The organism is Micromonospora musae, assembly GCF_003626635.1.
GTDB classification, from domain to species: domain Bacteria; phylum Actinomycetota; class Actinomycetes; order Mycobacteriales; family Micromonosporaceae; genus Micromonospora; species Micromonospora musae.
On sequence record NZ_RAZT01000004.1, the window covers coordinates 373,715 to 389,966 of the forward strand.

11 protein-coding genes and 2 riboswitches are annotated in these 16,252 nt (G+C 72.2%); of the genes, 10 read left to right on the forward strand and 1 reads right to left on the reverse strand.

Going from position 1 to position 16,252, the window contains the following annotated elements; genetic code table 11:
* Window positions 1-26: 26 nt before the first annotated feature.
* Window positions 27-2,417: a ribonucleoside-diphosphate reductase subunit alpha gene (locus D7044_RS10450; protein ID WP_120688694.1), complete on the reverse strand. Its 2,391-nt coding sequence runs from the start codon at window positions 2,415-2,417 to the stop codon at window positions 27-29.
* Between the two features lie 132 nt (window positions 2,418-2,549).
* A riboswitch (cobalamin riboswitch) is annotated at window positions 2,550-2,768 on the reverse strand.
* A 254-nt stretch (window positions 2,769-3,022) separates the two neighbouring features.
* Window positions 3,023-3,195: riboswitch (cobalamin riboswitch) on the forward strand.
* A gap of 27 nt (window positions 3,196-3,222) precedes the next feature.
* On the opposite strand from D7044_RS10450, the gene D7044_RS10455 reads away from it, so the two are divergent.
* From D7044_RS10455 to D7044_RS10495, 10 genes are all read left to right on the forward strand, one after another.
* A complete protein-coding gene (locus tag D7044_RS10455) occupies window positions 3,223-3,900 on the forward strand; it encodes an energy-coupling factor ABC transporter permease (RefSeq protein WP_120688695.1) in 678 nt (225 codons plus the stop codon).
* Complete coding sequence (locus tag D7044_RS10460; protein ID WP_120688696.1) at window positions 3,897-4,211, forward strand: energy-coupling factor ABC transporter substrate-binding protein; 315 nt, start codon at window positions 3,897-3,899, stop codon at window positions 4,209-4,211. The genes D7044_RS10455 and D7044_RS10460 overlap by 4 nt, the downstream gene beginning before the upstream one ends.
* A complete protein-coding gene (cbiQ, locus tag D7044_RS10465) occupies window positions 4,212-4,961 on the forward strand; it encodes a cobalt ECF transporter T component CbiQ (RefSeq protein WP_120688697.1) in 750 nt (249 codons plus the stop codon).
* The gene (locus D7044_RS10470; protein WP_199716563.1) at window positions 4,955-5,851 is read left to right on the forward strand and encodes an energy-coupling factor ABC transporter ATP-binding protein; all 897 of its coding nucleotides are present in this window, start codon (window positions 4,955-4,957) and stop codon (window positions 5,849-5,851) included. The genes cbiQ and D7044_RS10470 overlap by 7 nt, the downstream gene beginning before the upstream one ends.
* 157 nt (window positions 5,852-6,008) lie before the next feature.
* Entirely contained in the window at window positions 6,009-7,898 is a 1,890-nt protein-coding gene (gene nhaA / locus D7044_RS10475) for a Na+/H+ antiporter NhaA (protein WP_120688698.1), read from the forward strand.
* A 450-nt stretch (window positions 7,899-8,348) separates the two neighbouring features.
* The gene (locus D7044_RS10480; protein ID WP_158609978.1) at window positions 8,349-9,782 is read left to right on the forward strand and encodes a PQQ-dependent sugar dehydrogenase; all 1,434 of its coding nucleotides are present in this window, start codon (window positions 8,349-8,351) and stop codon (window positions 9,780-9,782) included.
* 120 nt (window positions 9,783-9,902) lie between these two features.
* A complete protein-coding gene (locus D7044_RS32350) occupies window positions 9,903-10,076 on the forward strand; it encodes a hypothetical protein (protein ID WP_158609979.1) in 174 nt (57 codons plus the stop codon).
* Window positions 10,077-10,283: 207 nt separating this feature from the next.
* A complete protein-coding gene (locus tag D7044_RS10485; RefSeq protein ID WP_233564932.1) occupies window positions 10,284-12,050 on the forward strand; it encodes a thiamine pyrophosphate-dependent enzyme in 1,767 nt (588 codons plus the stop codon).
* Window positions 12,047-15,133 (forward strand): FAD-binding and (Fe-S)-binding domain-containing protein, encoded by a 3,087-nt coding sequence (locus D7044_RS10490; protein ID WP_120688700.1) that lies wholly within the window; start codon window positions 12,047-12,049, stop codon window positions 15,131-15,133. The genes D7044_RS10485 and D7044_RS10490 overlap by 4 nt, the downstream gene beginning before the upstream one ends.
* Window positions 15,130-16,218: an enolase C-terminal domain-like protein gene (locus D7044_RS10495; protein ID WP_120688701.1), complete on the forward strand. Its 1,089-nt coding sequence runs from the start codon at window positions 15,130-15,132 to the stop codon at window positions 16,216-16,218. The genes D7044_RS10490 and D7044_RS10495 overlap by 4 nt, the downstream gene beginning before the upstream one ends.
* Window positions 16,219-16,252 lie beyond the last annotated feature (34 nt).

Genomic DNA, 16,252 nt, shown 5'->3' on the forward strand with positions numbered 1-16,252 from the left:
GGTGGTGCGGGGTTCGGGGATCGTGGTCACTGGCAGGCCTCGCAGCTCTCGGGGTTCTCCAGGGAACAGGCCAGCGCCTCGTCGTCGCTCACGGCGACGATCGGCTTCACCGTCTGACCGACGGCGACGGTGGCCTGCTGGATGCGGGTCGCGGGACGCGACCGCAGGTAGTAGGTGGTCTTCAGCCCGGACTTCCAGGCGTGGAGGTACATCGACGACAACTTGCCGATGGTCGGCGCGGCCAGGAACAGGTTCAGTGACTGCGACTGGTCGATGAACGGGGCGCGGGCGGCCGCGAGGTCGATCAGTGCCCGCTGCGGCAGCTCCCAGGCGGTGCGGAACAGCTCACGGACGTCGACGGGCAGGTCGGCGATCCCCTGCACCGAGCCCTCGGCGCGCTTGATCTGCTCCCGGATCGCGGGCGTCCAGAGCCCGCGCGCCTTCAGCTCACGCACCAGATACGTGTTGACCTGGAGGAACTCGCCGGACATGGTCTCGCGCTTGAACAGGTTGGAGACCTGCGGCTCGATGCACTCGTAGCAGCCGGCGATCGAGGCGATCGTCGCGGTCGGGGCGATCGCGACCAGCAGCGAGTTGCGCAGGCCGTGCGCGGCGACCGCCGACCGCAGCGCGGCCCACCGGGCCGTCTGGCTGGGCTCGACGCCCCACAGGTCCGGGTGCAGGTCGCCCTTGGCGGCGCGGGTCTCGGCGTACGCGGGGTGCGGGCCGAACCGCTCGGCGAGCCCGGCCGACGTCTCCAACGCGGTCAGGAAGATCTCCTCCTGCACCCGGGTGGAGAGCTCCCGGGCCTGCGCGGAGTCGAACGGCAGGCGCAGGGTGAAGAAGGCGTCCTGCAGGCCCATCAGCCCGAGCCCGACCGGCCGCCAGCGCGGGTTCGACGCCGCCGCCTGCTCGGCCGGGTAGTAGTTGATGTCGATCACCCGGTCGAGGAAGACCACCGCGGTACGCACCGTCGAGCGCAGCTTCTCCCAGTCGACCCCGTCGGCGGTGACGTGCGCGCCGAGGTTGACCGAGCCCAGATTGCAGACCGCGGTCTCGGCGTCGTTGTTCACCTCCAGGATCTCGGTGCAGAGGTTCGACAGGTGGATCGTGTTGCCGGGCGCGCCGGTCTGGTTGGAGAGCCGGTTCGACGGGTCCTTGAACGTCATCCACCCGTTGCCGGTCTGCGCGAGCGTGCGCATCATCCGCCCGTACAGCTCCCGGGCCTTGACCGTCTTCACGGCCTTCTTCTCGGCCGCCCGGTACGCCTCGTCGAACTCCTCGCCGTACAGGTCCGGCAGCTCCGGCGCCTCGGACGGGTCGATGAGCGACCAGTCGCCGTCGGCCTCGACCCGCCGCATGAACTCGTCCGGGATCCAGTTCGCCAGGTTGAGGTTGTGCGTACGCCGGGACTCCTCACCGGTGTTGTCGCGCAGCTCGAGGAACTCCTCGACGTCCGGGTGCCACGGCTCCAGGTACACGCAGGCCGCCCCCTTGCGCCGGCCGCCCTGGTTGACCGCCGCGACGCCGGCGTCGAGGGTCTTGAGGAACGGCACGATCCCGTTCGACCTGCCGTTCGTGCCGCGGATCAGCGCGCCACGGCCGCGCACCCGCGACCAGGCGATGCCGATGCCGCCGGAGAACTTCGACAGCTTCGCCACCTGGTGGTAGCGCTCGTAGATCGAGTCCAGCTCGTCGCGGGGCGAGTCGACCAGGAAGCAGGACGACATCTGGGTGTGCCGGGTGCCCGAGTTGAACAGGGTCGGCGAACTCGGCAGGTACGCCAGCGACGACATGAGCCGGTAGAACTCGACCGCCTCGACCGGCGTCTCGGAGAGGCCGCACGCCACCCGCAGCAGCCAGTACTGCGGTGTCTCGACCACCAGCCGCGACTGCGGGTGCCGCAGCAGGTAGCGGTCCGCGACCGTGCGCAGGCCGAAGTACTCGAACCGCAGATCACCGGCCGGTTCCACGGCGTCGTCCAGCTTGCGCGCGTGACGTGCCACGAACTCGGCCGTGTCGTCGCCGATCAGGCCCAGACCGTGGGCGTACCGGATGGACTGGCTGAAGCTCTCGACGCCCTGCCCGCGCACCTCCTTGTCCACGTAGGCGGCGAGCAGCCGCGCCGCGAGCTTCGAGTACTGCGGCTCCTCACCGATCAGCTCCGCAGCCGTCTGGATGGACAACTTGTCCAGCTCCGCGGTGGTGGCCCCGTCGTACAGCCCGCTGATCGTCCGGGTGGCGACTCGCAGCGGGTCCACCTCGCCCAGGTCGGCGACCCACCGCTCCACCGCCCTGACGATCTTGTTGACGTCCACCGGCTCGGTGTCGCCGTCGCGCTTACGGACCTGCATCACATGCCGACGCTGCTCCGGCACCGCCTGATCGACTGCCGCCTGCTCCTGCGTCGCCGTCATGTCCCCTCCTCACGCATGTCCACTGTCGACGAACGCGCAGGAGGAACGCCACTGGCCGCCTCACGGCAGGCCGGCCGTGACCGGCCGGCTGATGGCGTCGGCCGTCCCGCGCGGCCTCCGACCACCGCACGCGACGCGTGCGGCGCGCTGGCAGGTCTTCGGACTCGCGGGCGTGACCGGGGGAGACCGGTCGCCTACTGGCCGTCGCTTCCCAGGCCCGTCGGGCCCAGTGCTCGATGACGGCGTTCGTTCCCACTCACCGCTGCGGGGCAGTCCCGGATTCGCACCGGGTTCCCTCTTGCCTCGGCCGCCCCGTGCAGGTGCGGCCGAACCAGCTGCGTGAGACACCATATATGCCGCCGTCGGCGGGTCGGCAACACCAGATGTCGCGTCCGCGTGTCGCCTTTCTCTCACCGTCGCCCGGGAGCGTGCCGTCCGCCGCGATGCCGTGGCCGGGAGCATGTCGTCCACCGGGGCGCCGTCGTCGTCGGTCGGGCGACCGGCGTCGTCCCCGGGTCGGGCTCCGTCCGGTCCGGACGTCGCCGCCAGGGGCGGCGTACGTCACGCTGCCCGTCGGGCGCTTGCCCCGCCCGGTGACGGCCCGATAGCCTCTCGCCCGTCAAGGTGCACGGGAAGCCGGTGAAATGCCGGCGCGGCCCTCGCCACTGTGACCGGGTAGCGATCTCCGAGAAACGCCACTGGGCCCATCCGGGCCTGGGAAGGCCGGAGTGAGCGTCGATCCGGAAGCCAGGAGACCGGCCTTGACGGGATCTCATCCACGAGGTGCTGGAGAGGAAGGTCGTCGATGCACATCGCCGAGGGGTACCTCCCCCCGATACAGGCCGCGGCGTGGTTCGCGGTGTCCACACCGTTCGTCGTCCACGGCAGCCGGGCGCTGGTCCAGCAGGTCCGCCGGGACCCGGAGTCGAAGCTGCTGCTCGGCGCCGCGGGCGCGTTCACCTTCGTGCTCTCCGCGTTGAAGATTCCCTCGGTGACGGGTTCCTGCTCACACCCGACCGGCACCGGCCTGGGGGCGGTGCTGTTCCGACCGCCGGTGATGAGCGTGCTCGGCGGCATCGTGCTGCTCTTCCAGGCGGTGCTGCTCGCGCACGGCGGGTTGAGCACACTGGGCGCCAACATCTTCTCGATGGCGATCGTCGGCCCGTGGGTGGCGTACGCGGTCTACGCGCTGATCCGCCGGCTCGGCGGCGGACTGGACGTGGCGGTCTTCGCCGCGGCGGCACTGGGCGACCTGGCCACCTACTGCGTCACCAGCGCCCAGCTGGCGCTGGCGTTCCCCGACCCGGCGACCGGCTTTGTGGGCGCGCTCGTCAAGTTCGGCGGGATCTTCGCGGTGACCCAGATCCCGTTGGCCGTCAGCGAGGGGCTGCTCTCCGTGCTGGTGGTACGCCTCCTGACCCGGGTCAGCGGCGACGAGCTGCGCCGGCTCGGCGTGCTGCGGAAGCCGGCGGTGCAGGCGTGAAGCGCTTCTCCCGGATCAACCTGCTCCTGCTGCTCGCGGTGGTGCTGCTGGCGGTGGCGCCGGTGGCGCTCGGCCTCGGTTCCGGTGAGGAGCCGTTCGCCGGCGCGGACGCGCTCGCCGAGCAGGCGATCGTCGACGACCACCCCGACTACGAACCCTGGTTCTCGCCGATCTACGAGCCGCCCTCGGGCGAGGTGGAGTCCGCGCTCTTCGCGCTCCAGGCGGCGCTCGGCGCCGGTTTCCTCGGCTACTACTTCGGGGTCGCCCGGACGCGGCGGCGGTGCCGCATCGCCGAGCAGCCGCACGAGTAGGTGTTCGCTCTCGACGTCGCGGCCCACACCGGCCCGTGGCGGTCACGGCACCCCGGGGAGAAGGCGCTGCTCTCGCTCGGGTTGCTGGCCTGCGCGGTGATCCTGCCGCCGTGGCCGGGCGCGCTGCTCTCCGGCCTGGCGGCGGCGGTGCTGCTCGTCGGGCCGGCACGGGTGTCGCCGGCCGTGGTGCTGCGGGCGGCGAGAGTGCCACTGCTCTTCGTGGCGACGTCGACGGTGCCGCTGGTGGTGACGGTGCACGCGCCGATCCGGCTGTCGGTCAACCCCGCCGGCTTCGGCACGGCGGCGCACACGGCCGGACGGTCGGTGGCGGCGCTGACCTGCCTGCTGCTGTTCAGCGCCACCACACCGCTGTCGGAGGTGCTGCCGAGGCTGCAACGGCTCGGGGTGCCCGCGGCGGTCACCGAGGTCGCCGCGCTGACCTATCGGATGCTCTTCCTCCTGGTGGAGAGCGTGCGCGCGGTCCGGGAGGCGCAGGCGGCCCGGCTCGGCTTCCGGACCTGGCGCACCGCCTACCGGTCGCTCGCGGGGCAGGCGGGCGCCATCTTCGTGCGGGCGTTCAGCCGGGCACGGCGCCTGGAGGAGGGGTTGGCGTTGCGGGGATACACCGGTTCGCTCGCGGTGCAGGTCGAGGCGCGACGGATGTCGCCGCCGTTCCTGGTGGCGAGTGGAGGACTGCTCGTCCTGATCGTCGCGGTGACCGCCGCCGTCGTCGTCGGGCCACAGTGGTGACCGATCCGCTGCTGGACGTCGCCGGCGTGCACTTCGCCTACCAGCCGGGCCGTCCGGTCCTCTCCGGCGCCGACCTCCGCGTCGAGCCGGGCCAGCGGTTGTCCGTGGTCGGCCCCAACGGGGGTGGCAAGACGACCCTGTTCCGGCTCGCCGCCGGCGCGCTGACGCCCGGCGCCGGCCAGGTCGCCGTCGCCGGTGTCCGGGTGCGGCACAACCGGACGGGTCTGCGCGCGCTACGACAGCAGGTGCAGCTGGTGCTCCAGGACCCGGACGACCAACTCTTCTCCGCCAGCGTCCGGCAGGACGTCTCCTTCGGGCCGGTCAATCTGGGGCTGCCGCCGGAGGAGGTCCGACGCCGCTGCGACGAGGCGCTGACCGCGCTCGGGGTGGCCGCGCTCGCCGACCGTCCGACCCACCTGCTCTCCTACGGCCAGCGCAAACGGGTGGCCATCGCCGGGGCGGTGGCGATGCGACCCCGGCTGCTCATCCTGGACGAGCCGACCGCCGGGCTCGACCCGGCCGGGGTGGAGGCGTTGCTGCGGACGTTGGACGACCTGCACGCCGCCGGCACCACCGTGGTGCTCTCCACCCACGACGTCGATCTCGCCTACCGCTGGGCGGACGCGGTGGCCGTGGTCGCCGGGGGTGAGGTGCGCACGATGCCGGCGGCCGCGGGGCTGGCCGACGCCGGCCTGCTCGGCGCGGCGCACCTGCTGCCGGCCTGGGCTCCGCTGGTGCACCGGTTGCTCGACCGGATCCCCGGGCTGGCCGGCGCCCGCCCCGGCTCGGCCGCCGACCTCGCCGCGCTGCTCACCGCCGAGTCGGAGCGGGAAGTCGGCGGGCGACCCCCGTCGCACGGGGAGACGGCAGGCAGCCGGTCCGCCGGCTGACCCGGCTCGTCCGCCACGGTGTCGCCGGGGCCACCGGGCTGCGTGTTCCGGACCGGACCGCCGCGGTGTGCCGGATCAGCGCCGAGCGCACTCCACCGGACAGCTAGGGTGAATTGCCGGAATCCGGACGGCAGGGGAGACGGTCGAGGAGAGCGCGATGACGAGAGGCGCCGGCCGACCACGATGGTCCGGTCAGACCACGTGGGTCGGCCGGTTCGACGCCTCGCTCCGCTCCTTCCTGCGTACCGAGACCGGCAGCGCCCGCCTGGTCGTGCTCGCCACGGTGGCCGCTCTCGTCTGGGCGAACGTCGGCCTGTCGTCGTACGAGTCGTTCTGGCACACGCCGCTCTCCCTGCGACTCGGCGACTGGGAACTCGCCCGCGACCTGCGCGGCTGGGTCAACAGCGGACTCATGACGATCTTCTTCCTGGTCGCCGGGTTGGAGCTGCGTCGCGACTTCGACATCGGGGAGCTGCGGGAACGGCGGCGGCTCACGTTGCCGCTGCTGGCCGGGCTCGGCGGCATGCTCGTGCCGATCCTGATCTATCTCGCGATCAACGCCGGGAACACCACCGCGGCCGGTTGGGGCGTGGTGATGGCGACCGACACCGCGCTCGCGCTCGCCACGCTCGCCATCCTCGGACCACGCTTCTCGGATCGGCTGCGCGGCTTCCTGCTGACGGTCTCCGTCGTCGACGACGTGGTCGCCATCGTCGTGCTGGCCGTCGCCTACCCGGAGCACCCGTCGCCGCCCGCGCTGCTCACCGCGGGCGGGATCTTCGCCGTCGTCCTGCTGGCGCGGGCGACCGGGTTTCGGTACGGGCCGATCTACCTGCTGCTCGGCGTGGCGGCCTGGGTGGCGGTCTCGGTCTCCGGTGTCGACCCGGTCGTGGTGGGCCTCCTGATGGGTCTGCTCACCTACGCCTACGCCCCGAGCCGGGTCGACCTGGAGCGCACGAGCGACCTGTTCCGCCTCTTCCGGGAACAGCCCACCCCGCAGTTCGCCCACTCGGTGCGCGCCGGTCTGGTGGCCGCGCTCTCCCCGAACGACCGCCTGCAGCACCTCTACCACCCGTGGGCGAGCTACGTGATCGTGCCGCTCTTCGCCCTGGCCAACGTCGGCCTCGTCATCGACGGTGAGCTGCTGGCCCGGGCCGTCACCTCTCCGGTCACGCTCGGTGTGGTCGTGGCGTACGTGATCGGCAAGCCGGTGGGGATCATCCTCACCTCGCGCCTGGTGACCGTACTCACCCACAACCGGCTCCGGCCCCCCGTGGGCTGGGGCGCGGTGACCGGCGTCGGCACGGTCTCCGGCATCGGATTCACCGTCGCCCTCCTGGTCGCCTCCCACGCGCTGAGCGGTCCGGCGCTGGACGAGGCGAAGCTCGGCATCCTCGCCGCGACGGTGGTGTCGGCCGTCGTCACCTGGTCGGTCTTCCGGCTCGCCGCCCGGCTGCCGGCCGAGCGGCGCGCCCGCGCGTTGCTCGGTACCGCGGAGGAGATCGTCGATCTGCTGGTGCCCGTCGACATGGACCGGGACCACATCCGAGGGCCGGCGGACGCGCCCGTGACGGTCGTCGAGTACGGCGACTTCGAATGCCCCTACTGCGGGCAGGCCGAGCCGGTGGTCCGGGAGCTGCTGGCCGAGTTCACCAAGATCCGGTACGTGTGGCGGCACCTGCCGCTCACCGAGGTCCATCCGCACGCCGAACTCGCCGCCGAGGCCGCCGAGGCGGCCGGGGACCAGGGCGCGTTCTGGGAGATGCACGACCTGCTCTTCGAGCACCAGGACGCGCTGGGCACCGTCGACATGCTCCACTACGCGGAGCAGCTCGGCCTGGATCTGGACCGGTTCCGGGACTACCTCGCCGAGCGCCGGAGCGTCGACCGGATCGGTGAGGACGTCGACTCGGCCGACCTCAGCGGGGTCTCCGGAACACCCACCTTCTTCATCAACGGCCGCCGCCACCACGGTGCGTACGACATCACCGCGCTCTCCGCCGCGGTGAAGGGGGCGTTCGCCCAGGCGAAGCTGCGTCCCGAGTAGCCGACCGGCGGCTTCCCCGATTCTTCGAAATTCATCGATCGACCGTGAACCGGTCCCACCCGCTCCGCGTGCCTACCAGTGGGGCCCGGTCTCGGCGCGGCCGCGCGACGAACGTTGTCGGTGGGTTCGCCGGCCTCGGCCCCGGGCGGGGTGCCCGACGGCGACGAGGCCCGGCGGTCGTCGTCCGGGACCGGCCGTAACGCCCCTGGCTTGTGCCCGCGTTGAACAGGGAGGAGGCCACCACCACCGAACCACGCGAGGCGCCGGGTCACGCCCGGCGACACCGTCCACGGAATTCGCGTCATCAGTCGGGAAGAAGGGAAACCTGGCATGCCCGTACGACATGTCCGTGCCGTCGACCCAAGCCGCAAGCCCCCGGAACCACCGATCGGATCCCCCGACGATCGTGTGCCGCCACCCCGACGCCGTCGTACCCGAAGGACCGTCGCGTTGCTCGCCCTGGCCGCGACCGGCCTCTCCGTGACCGTGACCGGCGGGCCGGCCAACGCCGAACCGGGCGGTCCCACGATGCTCGACCCGAAACTGGCGGTGCGCACGGCCGTCACCGGGCTGGTCAGCCCCACCGGCATGGCCTTCCTCGGCGACGACGACATGTTCGTGATCGAGAAGACGACCGGACGGGTCCAGCGGGTGGTCGACGGAGTCGTCGCCGGCACGCCCCTCGACCTCGCCGTCAACTCCGCCTCCGAGCGAGGACTGCTCGGCATCGCCCTGCACCCGCGCTTCCCGGCGAACCCCGGGGTCTATCTGTACTGGACGGAGAGCACGACCGGCGCGGACAGCAACGTCGTCACCGAGACCGCGCAGCTCGGCAACCGGGTGGACCGCTTCGTCTGGAACGGGAGCACGCTCACCTTCGACCGGAACCTGATTCGCATCCGCGCGGTGCAGGAGGACGCCGGTCAGCCGGCCCGCGGCAACCACAACGGCGGGGTGCTCAGCTTCGGCCGGGACCGGAAGCTCTACGTCTTCACGGGCGACCTCGGCCGGCGCGGCCGACTGCAGAACCTCACCTGCGGGCCGACCGCCACCTGCCCGGGGCCGACCGTCGCGGACGACCAGTTCGGCGGCCCGGCGCCGGACCGGGCCCACCTCAGCGGCGTGGTCCTGCGCCTCAACGACGACGGCAGCACGCCGATCAGCAACCCGTTCTTCCGGGCCGGCGCGAAGATGGGCGGCGAGGTCGGCGCCACCGTCCAGAAGATCTTCTCCTACGGCCACCGCAACGGCTTCGGCATGGCCGTCGATCCCGACACCGGGAACGTGTGGATGCAGGAGAACGGCGATGACAGCTTCAGCGAGCTGAACCGGCTGGAGCCGGGGATGAACGGCGGCTGGATCCAGATCGCCGGGCCGGTGGGGCGGGTCGACCAGTTCAAGGAGATCGAGACGACGTTCGGTGGGCAGAACCTCCAGCAGCTGCGCTGGCCGCCGACGAACATCGCGGACAGCCCGTGGACGGCGCTCCGCCGGCTCTTCATGCTCCCCGGAGCGCACTACAGCGATCCGGAGTTCAGCTGGAAGTGGGAGGTCGCGCCCGGCGGGCTGGGCTTCCTCGACAGCCGCCGGCTCGGCCCGCAGTACGAGGGTGACCTCTTCATGGGGGCCGCGACCGGGGCCCTCGACGGGGGATACCTGTTCCGCTTCAACCTGACCGGCAACGGCCGGCAGGTCGCCGTCTCCGATCCCCGGCTGAAGGACCGGGTGGCGGACAACCTCGCCAAGCACGAGATCACGGAGAGTGAGAGTCTGCTGGTCGGCCGCGACTTCGGCGCCGTCACCGACATCGAGACCGACCCGGACGGCAACCTCGCGGTGCTGTCGCTCTCCAACGGAGCGGTCTACACGATCCATCGGCGCTGACGGGGCCCGTCACCCGCGGTGGGACCCGCCCGTTCGCCCTGCCGGGCGGGCGGGTTCCCCGTTTCGGGCTGATCGGCACGGGTACTGGCGTGCCGGCAACTCGCGGAGGGCGGTGGCGCCGTGCACCTCGGTCGGCTCGGTGACCTGCTGGTGGGTACGGTCGGCGACGCGGCGGCGAGCGTCGCCGACGCTCGCCGGGGACTCCGGCGCCGCCCGCTCCCCGCCGGCGGGCTCGTTCTCGCCGCCGGCCTGCTCGCCGGGTACCTGATCGCCCGCGCCCGGCGAGCCACCTGATCACGCCGCCTCCGCCGCACGTCGGCGGCCGGGCCGGCCGAATCCACCGGTGGTGGTGACATCTCGTACCCGTCTGGCGTTTACCGCCCCGGACGACGGGTAGCCGCCGCCAAGTTCGCTCTGCCGGATGCTGTCCGGTTCCGCGCTCGCGCAGCTGTGGCCCCGACACCGGTCGGGGGCGGGCGAACCCGGAGCGAGGAGGGCGACGTGCAGGAGATCGTTGGCGAGTGCCTGGCCCGGCGACTGGTGGACTGGGGGGTCGACACCATCTTCGGCCTGCCGGGCGACGGCATCAACGGCCTCATGGAGGGCTTCCGCCGGCACCGCGACAAGATCCGGTTCATCCTGGTGCACCACGAGGAGGCCGCCGCCTTCATGGCCACGGGGTACGCGAAGGCCACCGGCCGGCTCGGCGTCTGCGCCGCCACCTCCGGGCCGGGCGCCATCCACCTGCTCAACGGCCTCTACGACGCCAAACTCGACCACGTGCCGGTGCTGGCGATCACCGGCATGCAGGAGACGTCGGTGCTCGGGTCCAACTACCAGCAGGAGGTGCACACCACGCAGCTCTTCCAGGACGTGGCCGCGTACAACCTGATGATCACCAACCCGCAGCAGGTGCCGGGGGTGGTCGACCTGGCGATCCGTAACGCGCTCGGCAAGCGGACGGTGGCCCACCTCTCCTTCCCCAACGACCTCCAGGTGGCTCCGATCACCGGCGACCCCTACCGGCACGTCAGCCCGGGCAAACCCCCGAAGAGCAGCACGGTGCTGTCGCAGCCGCCGGTGCCGGCCGCGCAGACCGACCTGGATCGCGCCGCCGAGGTGCTCAACGCCGGCCGGAAGGTGGCGATGCTGGTCGGCGTCGGCGCCCGCGGCGCGCGCGACGAGGTGCTTGCCGTGGCCGAGGCGCTGGCCAGCCCCATCGTGAAGACCCTGCCCGGAAAGATGGTGGTGCCCGACGACCATCCGCTCACCACCGGCGGTCTCGGCCTGCTCGGCACCCGACCGAGCGAGGAGCTGATGGAGGAGTGCGACACCCTGCTGATGGTGGGCACCTCCTACCCGTACGGGAAGTACCTGCCCGAGCCGGGTCAGGCGCGGGTCGTGCAGATCGACGTGGACCCGAGCCTGATCGGGTTGCGGCTGCCCGTCGAAGCCGCCATCACCGCCGACGCGCGGCTCGCGCTGGGGCAACTGCTACCGATGCTGCAGGCGCGTACCGAGCGGTCGTTCCTCGGCAAGTACCAGAAGTCACGCGACGCCTGGCTCTCCGACATGGTGTCGCTGCGCGACCCGGACCGCAATCCGATCGCGCCGCAGTACCTGATGGGCTGCGTCGACGAGGCCGCGACCAACGACGCGATCCTGACCTGCGACTCCGGCACGGTCGCCACCTGGTCGGCCCGGCACTGGACGATCCGCGGCGAGCGGGAGTACTACCTCTCCGGCAACCTGGCCAGCATGGCGCCGGGCCTGCCGTACGCGATCGCCATGCAGCACGCCCATCCGGGACGCCAGGTCATCGCCTTCGTCGGTGACGGTGGCTTCGCCATGCTGATGGCCGAGTTCCTCACCGCGGTACGGCACGACCTGCCGGTCAAGGTGATCGTCAACAACAACAACTCGTACGGCCAGATCCTCTGGGAGCAGATCATCCTCGGCTACCCCGAGTACGCCGTGCGGCATCGGCAGCCGGAGGCCGACTTCGCCGCCTGGGCGCGCGCCTGCGGCGCGTTCGGCGTCAAGGTGGCCGACCCCGCGGCGTTGCCCGGCGCGATCCGGGAGGCCCTCGCGCACCCCGGTCCCGCGGTCGTCGACTGCGACGTCAACCCGAACGAGCCACCGATGCCCGGCAAGATCCGCTACGAGCAGGCGAAGTACTTCACCGAGTCGTTCCTGCGCGGCCAGCCACACAAGATCGCCACGCTCGCCAGTGTCGCCCGCGACAAGTTCAACGAGTTCCGGTCATGACCGGGATCCTGCTGCCCGCCCCGGTACGCCGGCCGGCCGAGCCGGCGCAGGACATCGATCTCACCGCGCTCGCGGCCGAACTGCGCGCCGAGGTGGACGGCGAGGTCCGGTTCGACGCCGGCTCGCGGGGCGCCTACTCCACCGACGCCTCGAACTACCGGCAGGTGCCGCTCGGCGTCGTCGTACCCCGATCCGTGGAGGCGGCGGTGGCCGCCGTAGCGGTCTGCCGTCGCCACCGGGCCCCGCTGCTGTCCCGGGGCGGCGGCACCAGCCTGGCCGGTGAATCCACCAACACCGCCGTCGTGCTCGACTGGTCGAAGTACTGCCACCGGCTGCTGGAGGTCGACACCGACTCGCGCACCTGCCTGATCGAGCCGGGCATCGTGCTCGACACGCTCAACGAGCAACTCGCCCCGACCGGCCTCCAGTACGGCCCCAAGCCGGCCACGCATGACCACTGCACCCTCGGCGGCATGCTCGGCAACAACTCCTGCGGCGCCACCGCCCAGCGCACCGGCAAGGTGGTCGACAACATCGTCGAGCTGGAGGTGCTGCTCTACGACGGAGCCCGGATGTGGGTGGGGGAGACCGACGACGAGCAGTACGCCGAGATCCAACGCCGGGGTGGCCGGCGCGCGGAGGTCTACCGGCAGCTGCGAGCCCTGCGCGACGAGTACCTGGCCGACATCCGCGCCCGCTACCCGCAGATCCCGCGCCGGGTCTCCGGCTACAACCTCGACAGCCTCCTGCCCGAGAAGAACTTCCACGTCGGCCAGGCACTGGTCGGTTCCGAGGGCACCCTGGTCACGATCCTGCGCGCCCGGCTGAAGCTGGTCCCGATCGTCCCGGCCAATTCGCTCGTCTTCCTCAGCTACCCGGACATCGCCGCCGCCGGGGACGACGTGCCGCGCGTCCTGCCCCACGAACCGATCGCCCTCGAGGGCATCGACGACAAGTTGATCAACTTCGAGCGACGCAAGAAGCTGCACCCCGCGGCGCTGCAGGAGCTGCCCAGCGGCGGCGCCTGGCTGATGGTCCAGCTCGGCGGCGACACCCCGGAGCAGGCCAAGGCGGCGGCGGACCGGCTGATCGCCGAGGTCCGCCGCGACGGCGGGCCCACCGTGCACGAGTTCGCCGACCCGGACGCCGAACAGCGGATGTGGGAGGTCCGCGAGTCGGGGCTCGGCGCGACCGCGCACGTGCCGGGCGCGGAGAGCACCTGGCCAGGCTGGGAGGACTCCTCCGTCGCACCGGACCGGCTCGGTGACTACCTGCGCGACCTGCTGCGGCTGTACCGCGAGTACGGCCTCGAACAGGCTTCGGTCTACGGCCACTTCGGGCAGGGCTGCGTGCACAGCCGGATCCCCTTCCGGCTGCGTAGCGCCGAGGGGATCCGGCAGTTCCGCTCCTTCATCGAGCGCGCCGCCGACCTGGTCGTCTCCTACGGCGGCTCGTTCTCCGGCGAGCACGGCGATGGCCAGGGCCGCGGTGAACTGCTGCCGAAGATGTACGGTGACCGGCTCGTACGCGCGTTCGGGCAGTTCAAGGCGATCTTCGACCCGGACGACCGGATGAACCCCGGCAAGGTGATGCCGCCGTACCCGATGGACAGCCACCTGCGCCTCGGCGTGGACTACAACCACGGCGGCGTGCAGACCGTCTTCGCCTACCCCGACGACGGGGGAAGCTTCGGTGAGGCTGTGCTGCGCTGTGTCGGCGTGGGCAAGTGCCGCCGCGAACACGGCGGGGTGATGTGCCCCTCCTACATGGTCACCCGGGAGGAGGAGCACTCCACCCGGGGACGGTCCCGGTTGCTGTTCGAGATGCTCGACGGCACCGGGCGCGGTGGCGCCGTCGCCGGCGGTTGGCGCTCCACTGCCGTACGGGACGCGCTCGACCTCTGCCTCGCCTGCAAGGGCTGCAAGGCGGACTGCCCGGTCAACGTGGACATGGCCACCTACAAGGCGGAGTTCCTGTCCCACCACTACGCCGGCCGGATCCGGCCGCGCACGCACTACTCGATGGGCTGGCTGCCGGTGGTCGCCGTCGCCGCCGGGGTCGCGCCCCGCACCGTCAACGCGCTCGCTCAGGCCCCCGGGCTGACCTGGCTCGCGAAGCTGCTCGGCGGGATCGACCAGCGGCGGCGCATCCCCAGCTTCGCCCGCACCTCCTTCCAGCACTGGTTCGCCGGGCACCGTCCGCACGGTGACGGATCGCGGGGTGAGGTGCTGCTCTGGCCCGACACCTTCACCAACCGGTTCCACCCGGGGATCGGGCAGGCGGCGGTCGAGGTGCTGGAGGCCGCCGGTTGGCGGGTGCGGGTACCGGAGGGTCCGGTCTGCTGCGGACTGACCTGGATTTCCACCGGTCAGCTCGGCACCGCGAAGCGGGTGCTGCGCCGCACCGTGGACGTGCTGCGCCCGTACCTGCGCGCCGGCACTCCCGTGGTGGGGCTGGAACCGAGCTGTGCCGCGGTCTTCCGCAGCGACGCCCACGAGCTCTTCCCCGCCGACGACGACGTGCGCCGGCTGCGGGAGCAGACCGTCACCCTCGCGGAGCTGCTGCACGAGCACACCCCGGGCTGGCAGCCGCCGCGGCTTCCGGTGCGCGCGCTGATCCAGACCCACTGCCACCAACACGCCGTCCTGGGTACCGCCGCCGATCAGGCCGTGCTCGCCGCCGCCGACGTCCAGGCGGAGTTCCTCGACTCCGGCTGCTGCGGCCTGGCCGGCAACTTCGGCTTCGAGCAGGGGCACTACGAGGTCTCCGAGGCCTGCGCCGAACGGGTCCTGCTGCCCGCCGTACGGGACGCCGCCGAAACCGACGTGCTGCTGGCCGACGGGTTCAGCTGCCGTACCCAGGTCGAGCAGAGCGCGTCCGGCGGGCGGGCCGCGATCCACCTGGCCGAACTGCTCCGCGCCGGCCTGCACGGCCCGACCGTGCCCCCCAGGCCGGAGCGGAGCTGGTCGCAGCGTCCCCACCCGCCGTCCCGCCCCGCCCGCCTGGCCGCCCTCGGCCTGACCGGCCTGGCCGCGCTGGGGCCTGCCGCGCTCGCGGTGCGGGCCGCGCTCCGCCGACGGTGAGCGGTCTGCGGCTCGCCGTCGAGGCGTACCAGGTGCCGACCGACGCTCCCGAGGGCGACGGCACACTCGCCTGGACCAGCACCACCCTGGTGCTCGTGCGGGCCGAGGCGGACGGTGTCACCGGCATCGGCTGGACGTACGGCCCGCGGGCCGTGGTGCCGGTGGTGACCGACCTGCTCGGTCCCGTCGTCGCCGGCCTGGACTCGGACGACGTGCCGGCGGTCTGGTCGGCGATGCAGCGGCGGCTGCGCAACGCCGGCCGGCCGGGCGTCGCCGGGCTGGCGCTCTCCGCCGTCGACTGCGCCGTCTGGGACCTGAAGGCCCGCCGCCACACGATTCCGCTGGCCCGGCTGCTCGGCACCGCCCGCCACCGGGTCCCCGTCTACGGCAGCGGTGGGTTCACCACCTACGACGCCGAGCGGCAGCACCGTCAGCTCGCCGGCTGGGTGCACGACGACGGCATTCCCCGAGTGAAGATCAAGATCGGGGAGTCGTGGGGGAGCGAGGTGGCGCGGGACGTCGACCGGATGACCGCCGCGCGGCGCACCATCGGCGACCACGCCGAGCTCTACGTCGACGCCAACGGCGCCTACCAGCGCAAGCAGGCCATCCGCGTGGCCCACGCTGTCGCCGACCTCGACGTGCGCTGGTACGAGGAGCCGGTCAGCTCCGACGACCCGGTCGGGCTCGGACTGGTCCGGGACCACGTCCGGCCCGACGTGGCGGCGGGCGAGTACGGCTACGACCTCGGCTACTTCCACCGCCTGGCCCCCTACGTCGACTGCCTCCAGATCGACGTGACCCGGTGCGGTGGCATCAGCGAGTTCCTCCGCGCGGCGGCGGTCGCGGCGGCCGCCGGCCTGGAGGTGTCCGCGCACTGCGCACCGCACCAGCACCTGGCGGTCGCCGCGGCCACCCCCAACCTGCGGCACATCGAGTGGTTCCACGACCACGTGCGGATCGAGTCGATGCTGTTCCACGGCGCCGTGCGGGCCGTCGGCGGCAGCGCACCCGTCCCGCTCGAGGAGAGCGGCAACGGCCTGACCTTCCGTACCGACCGTGCGGAGCCGTACCGGGTGGCGTGACACGCCCAGAACGCCGGCCGCCCCTGCCCGGTCC

Excerpts from the sequence above, each read along its gene's own strand:
- D7044_RS10450 (WP_120688694.1), bottom strand. The coding sequence starts at position 2,417 with ATGACGGCGACGCAGGAGCAGGCGGCAGTCGATCAGGCGGTGCCGGAG.
- D7044_RS10455 (WP_120688695.1), top strand. The coding sequence starts at position 3,223 with ATGCACATCGCCGAGGGGTACCTCCCCCCGATACAGGCCGCGGCGTGG.
- nhaA (WP_120688698.1), top strand. The coding sequence starts at position 6,009 with ATGACGAGAGGCGCCGGCCGACCACGATGGTCCGGTCAGACCACGTGG.
- D7044_RS10490 (WP_120688700.1), top strand. The coding sequence starts at position 12,047 with ATGACCGGGATCCTGCTGCCCGCCCCGGTACGCCGGCCGGCCGAGCCG.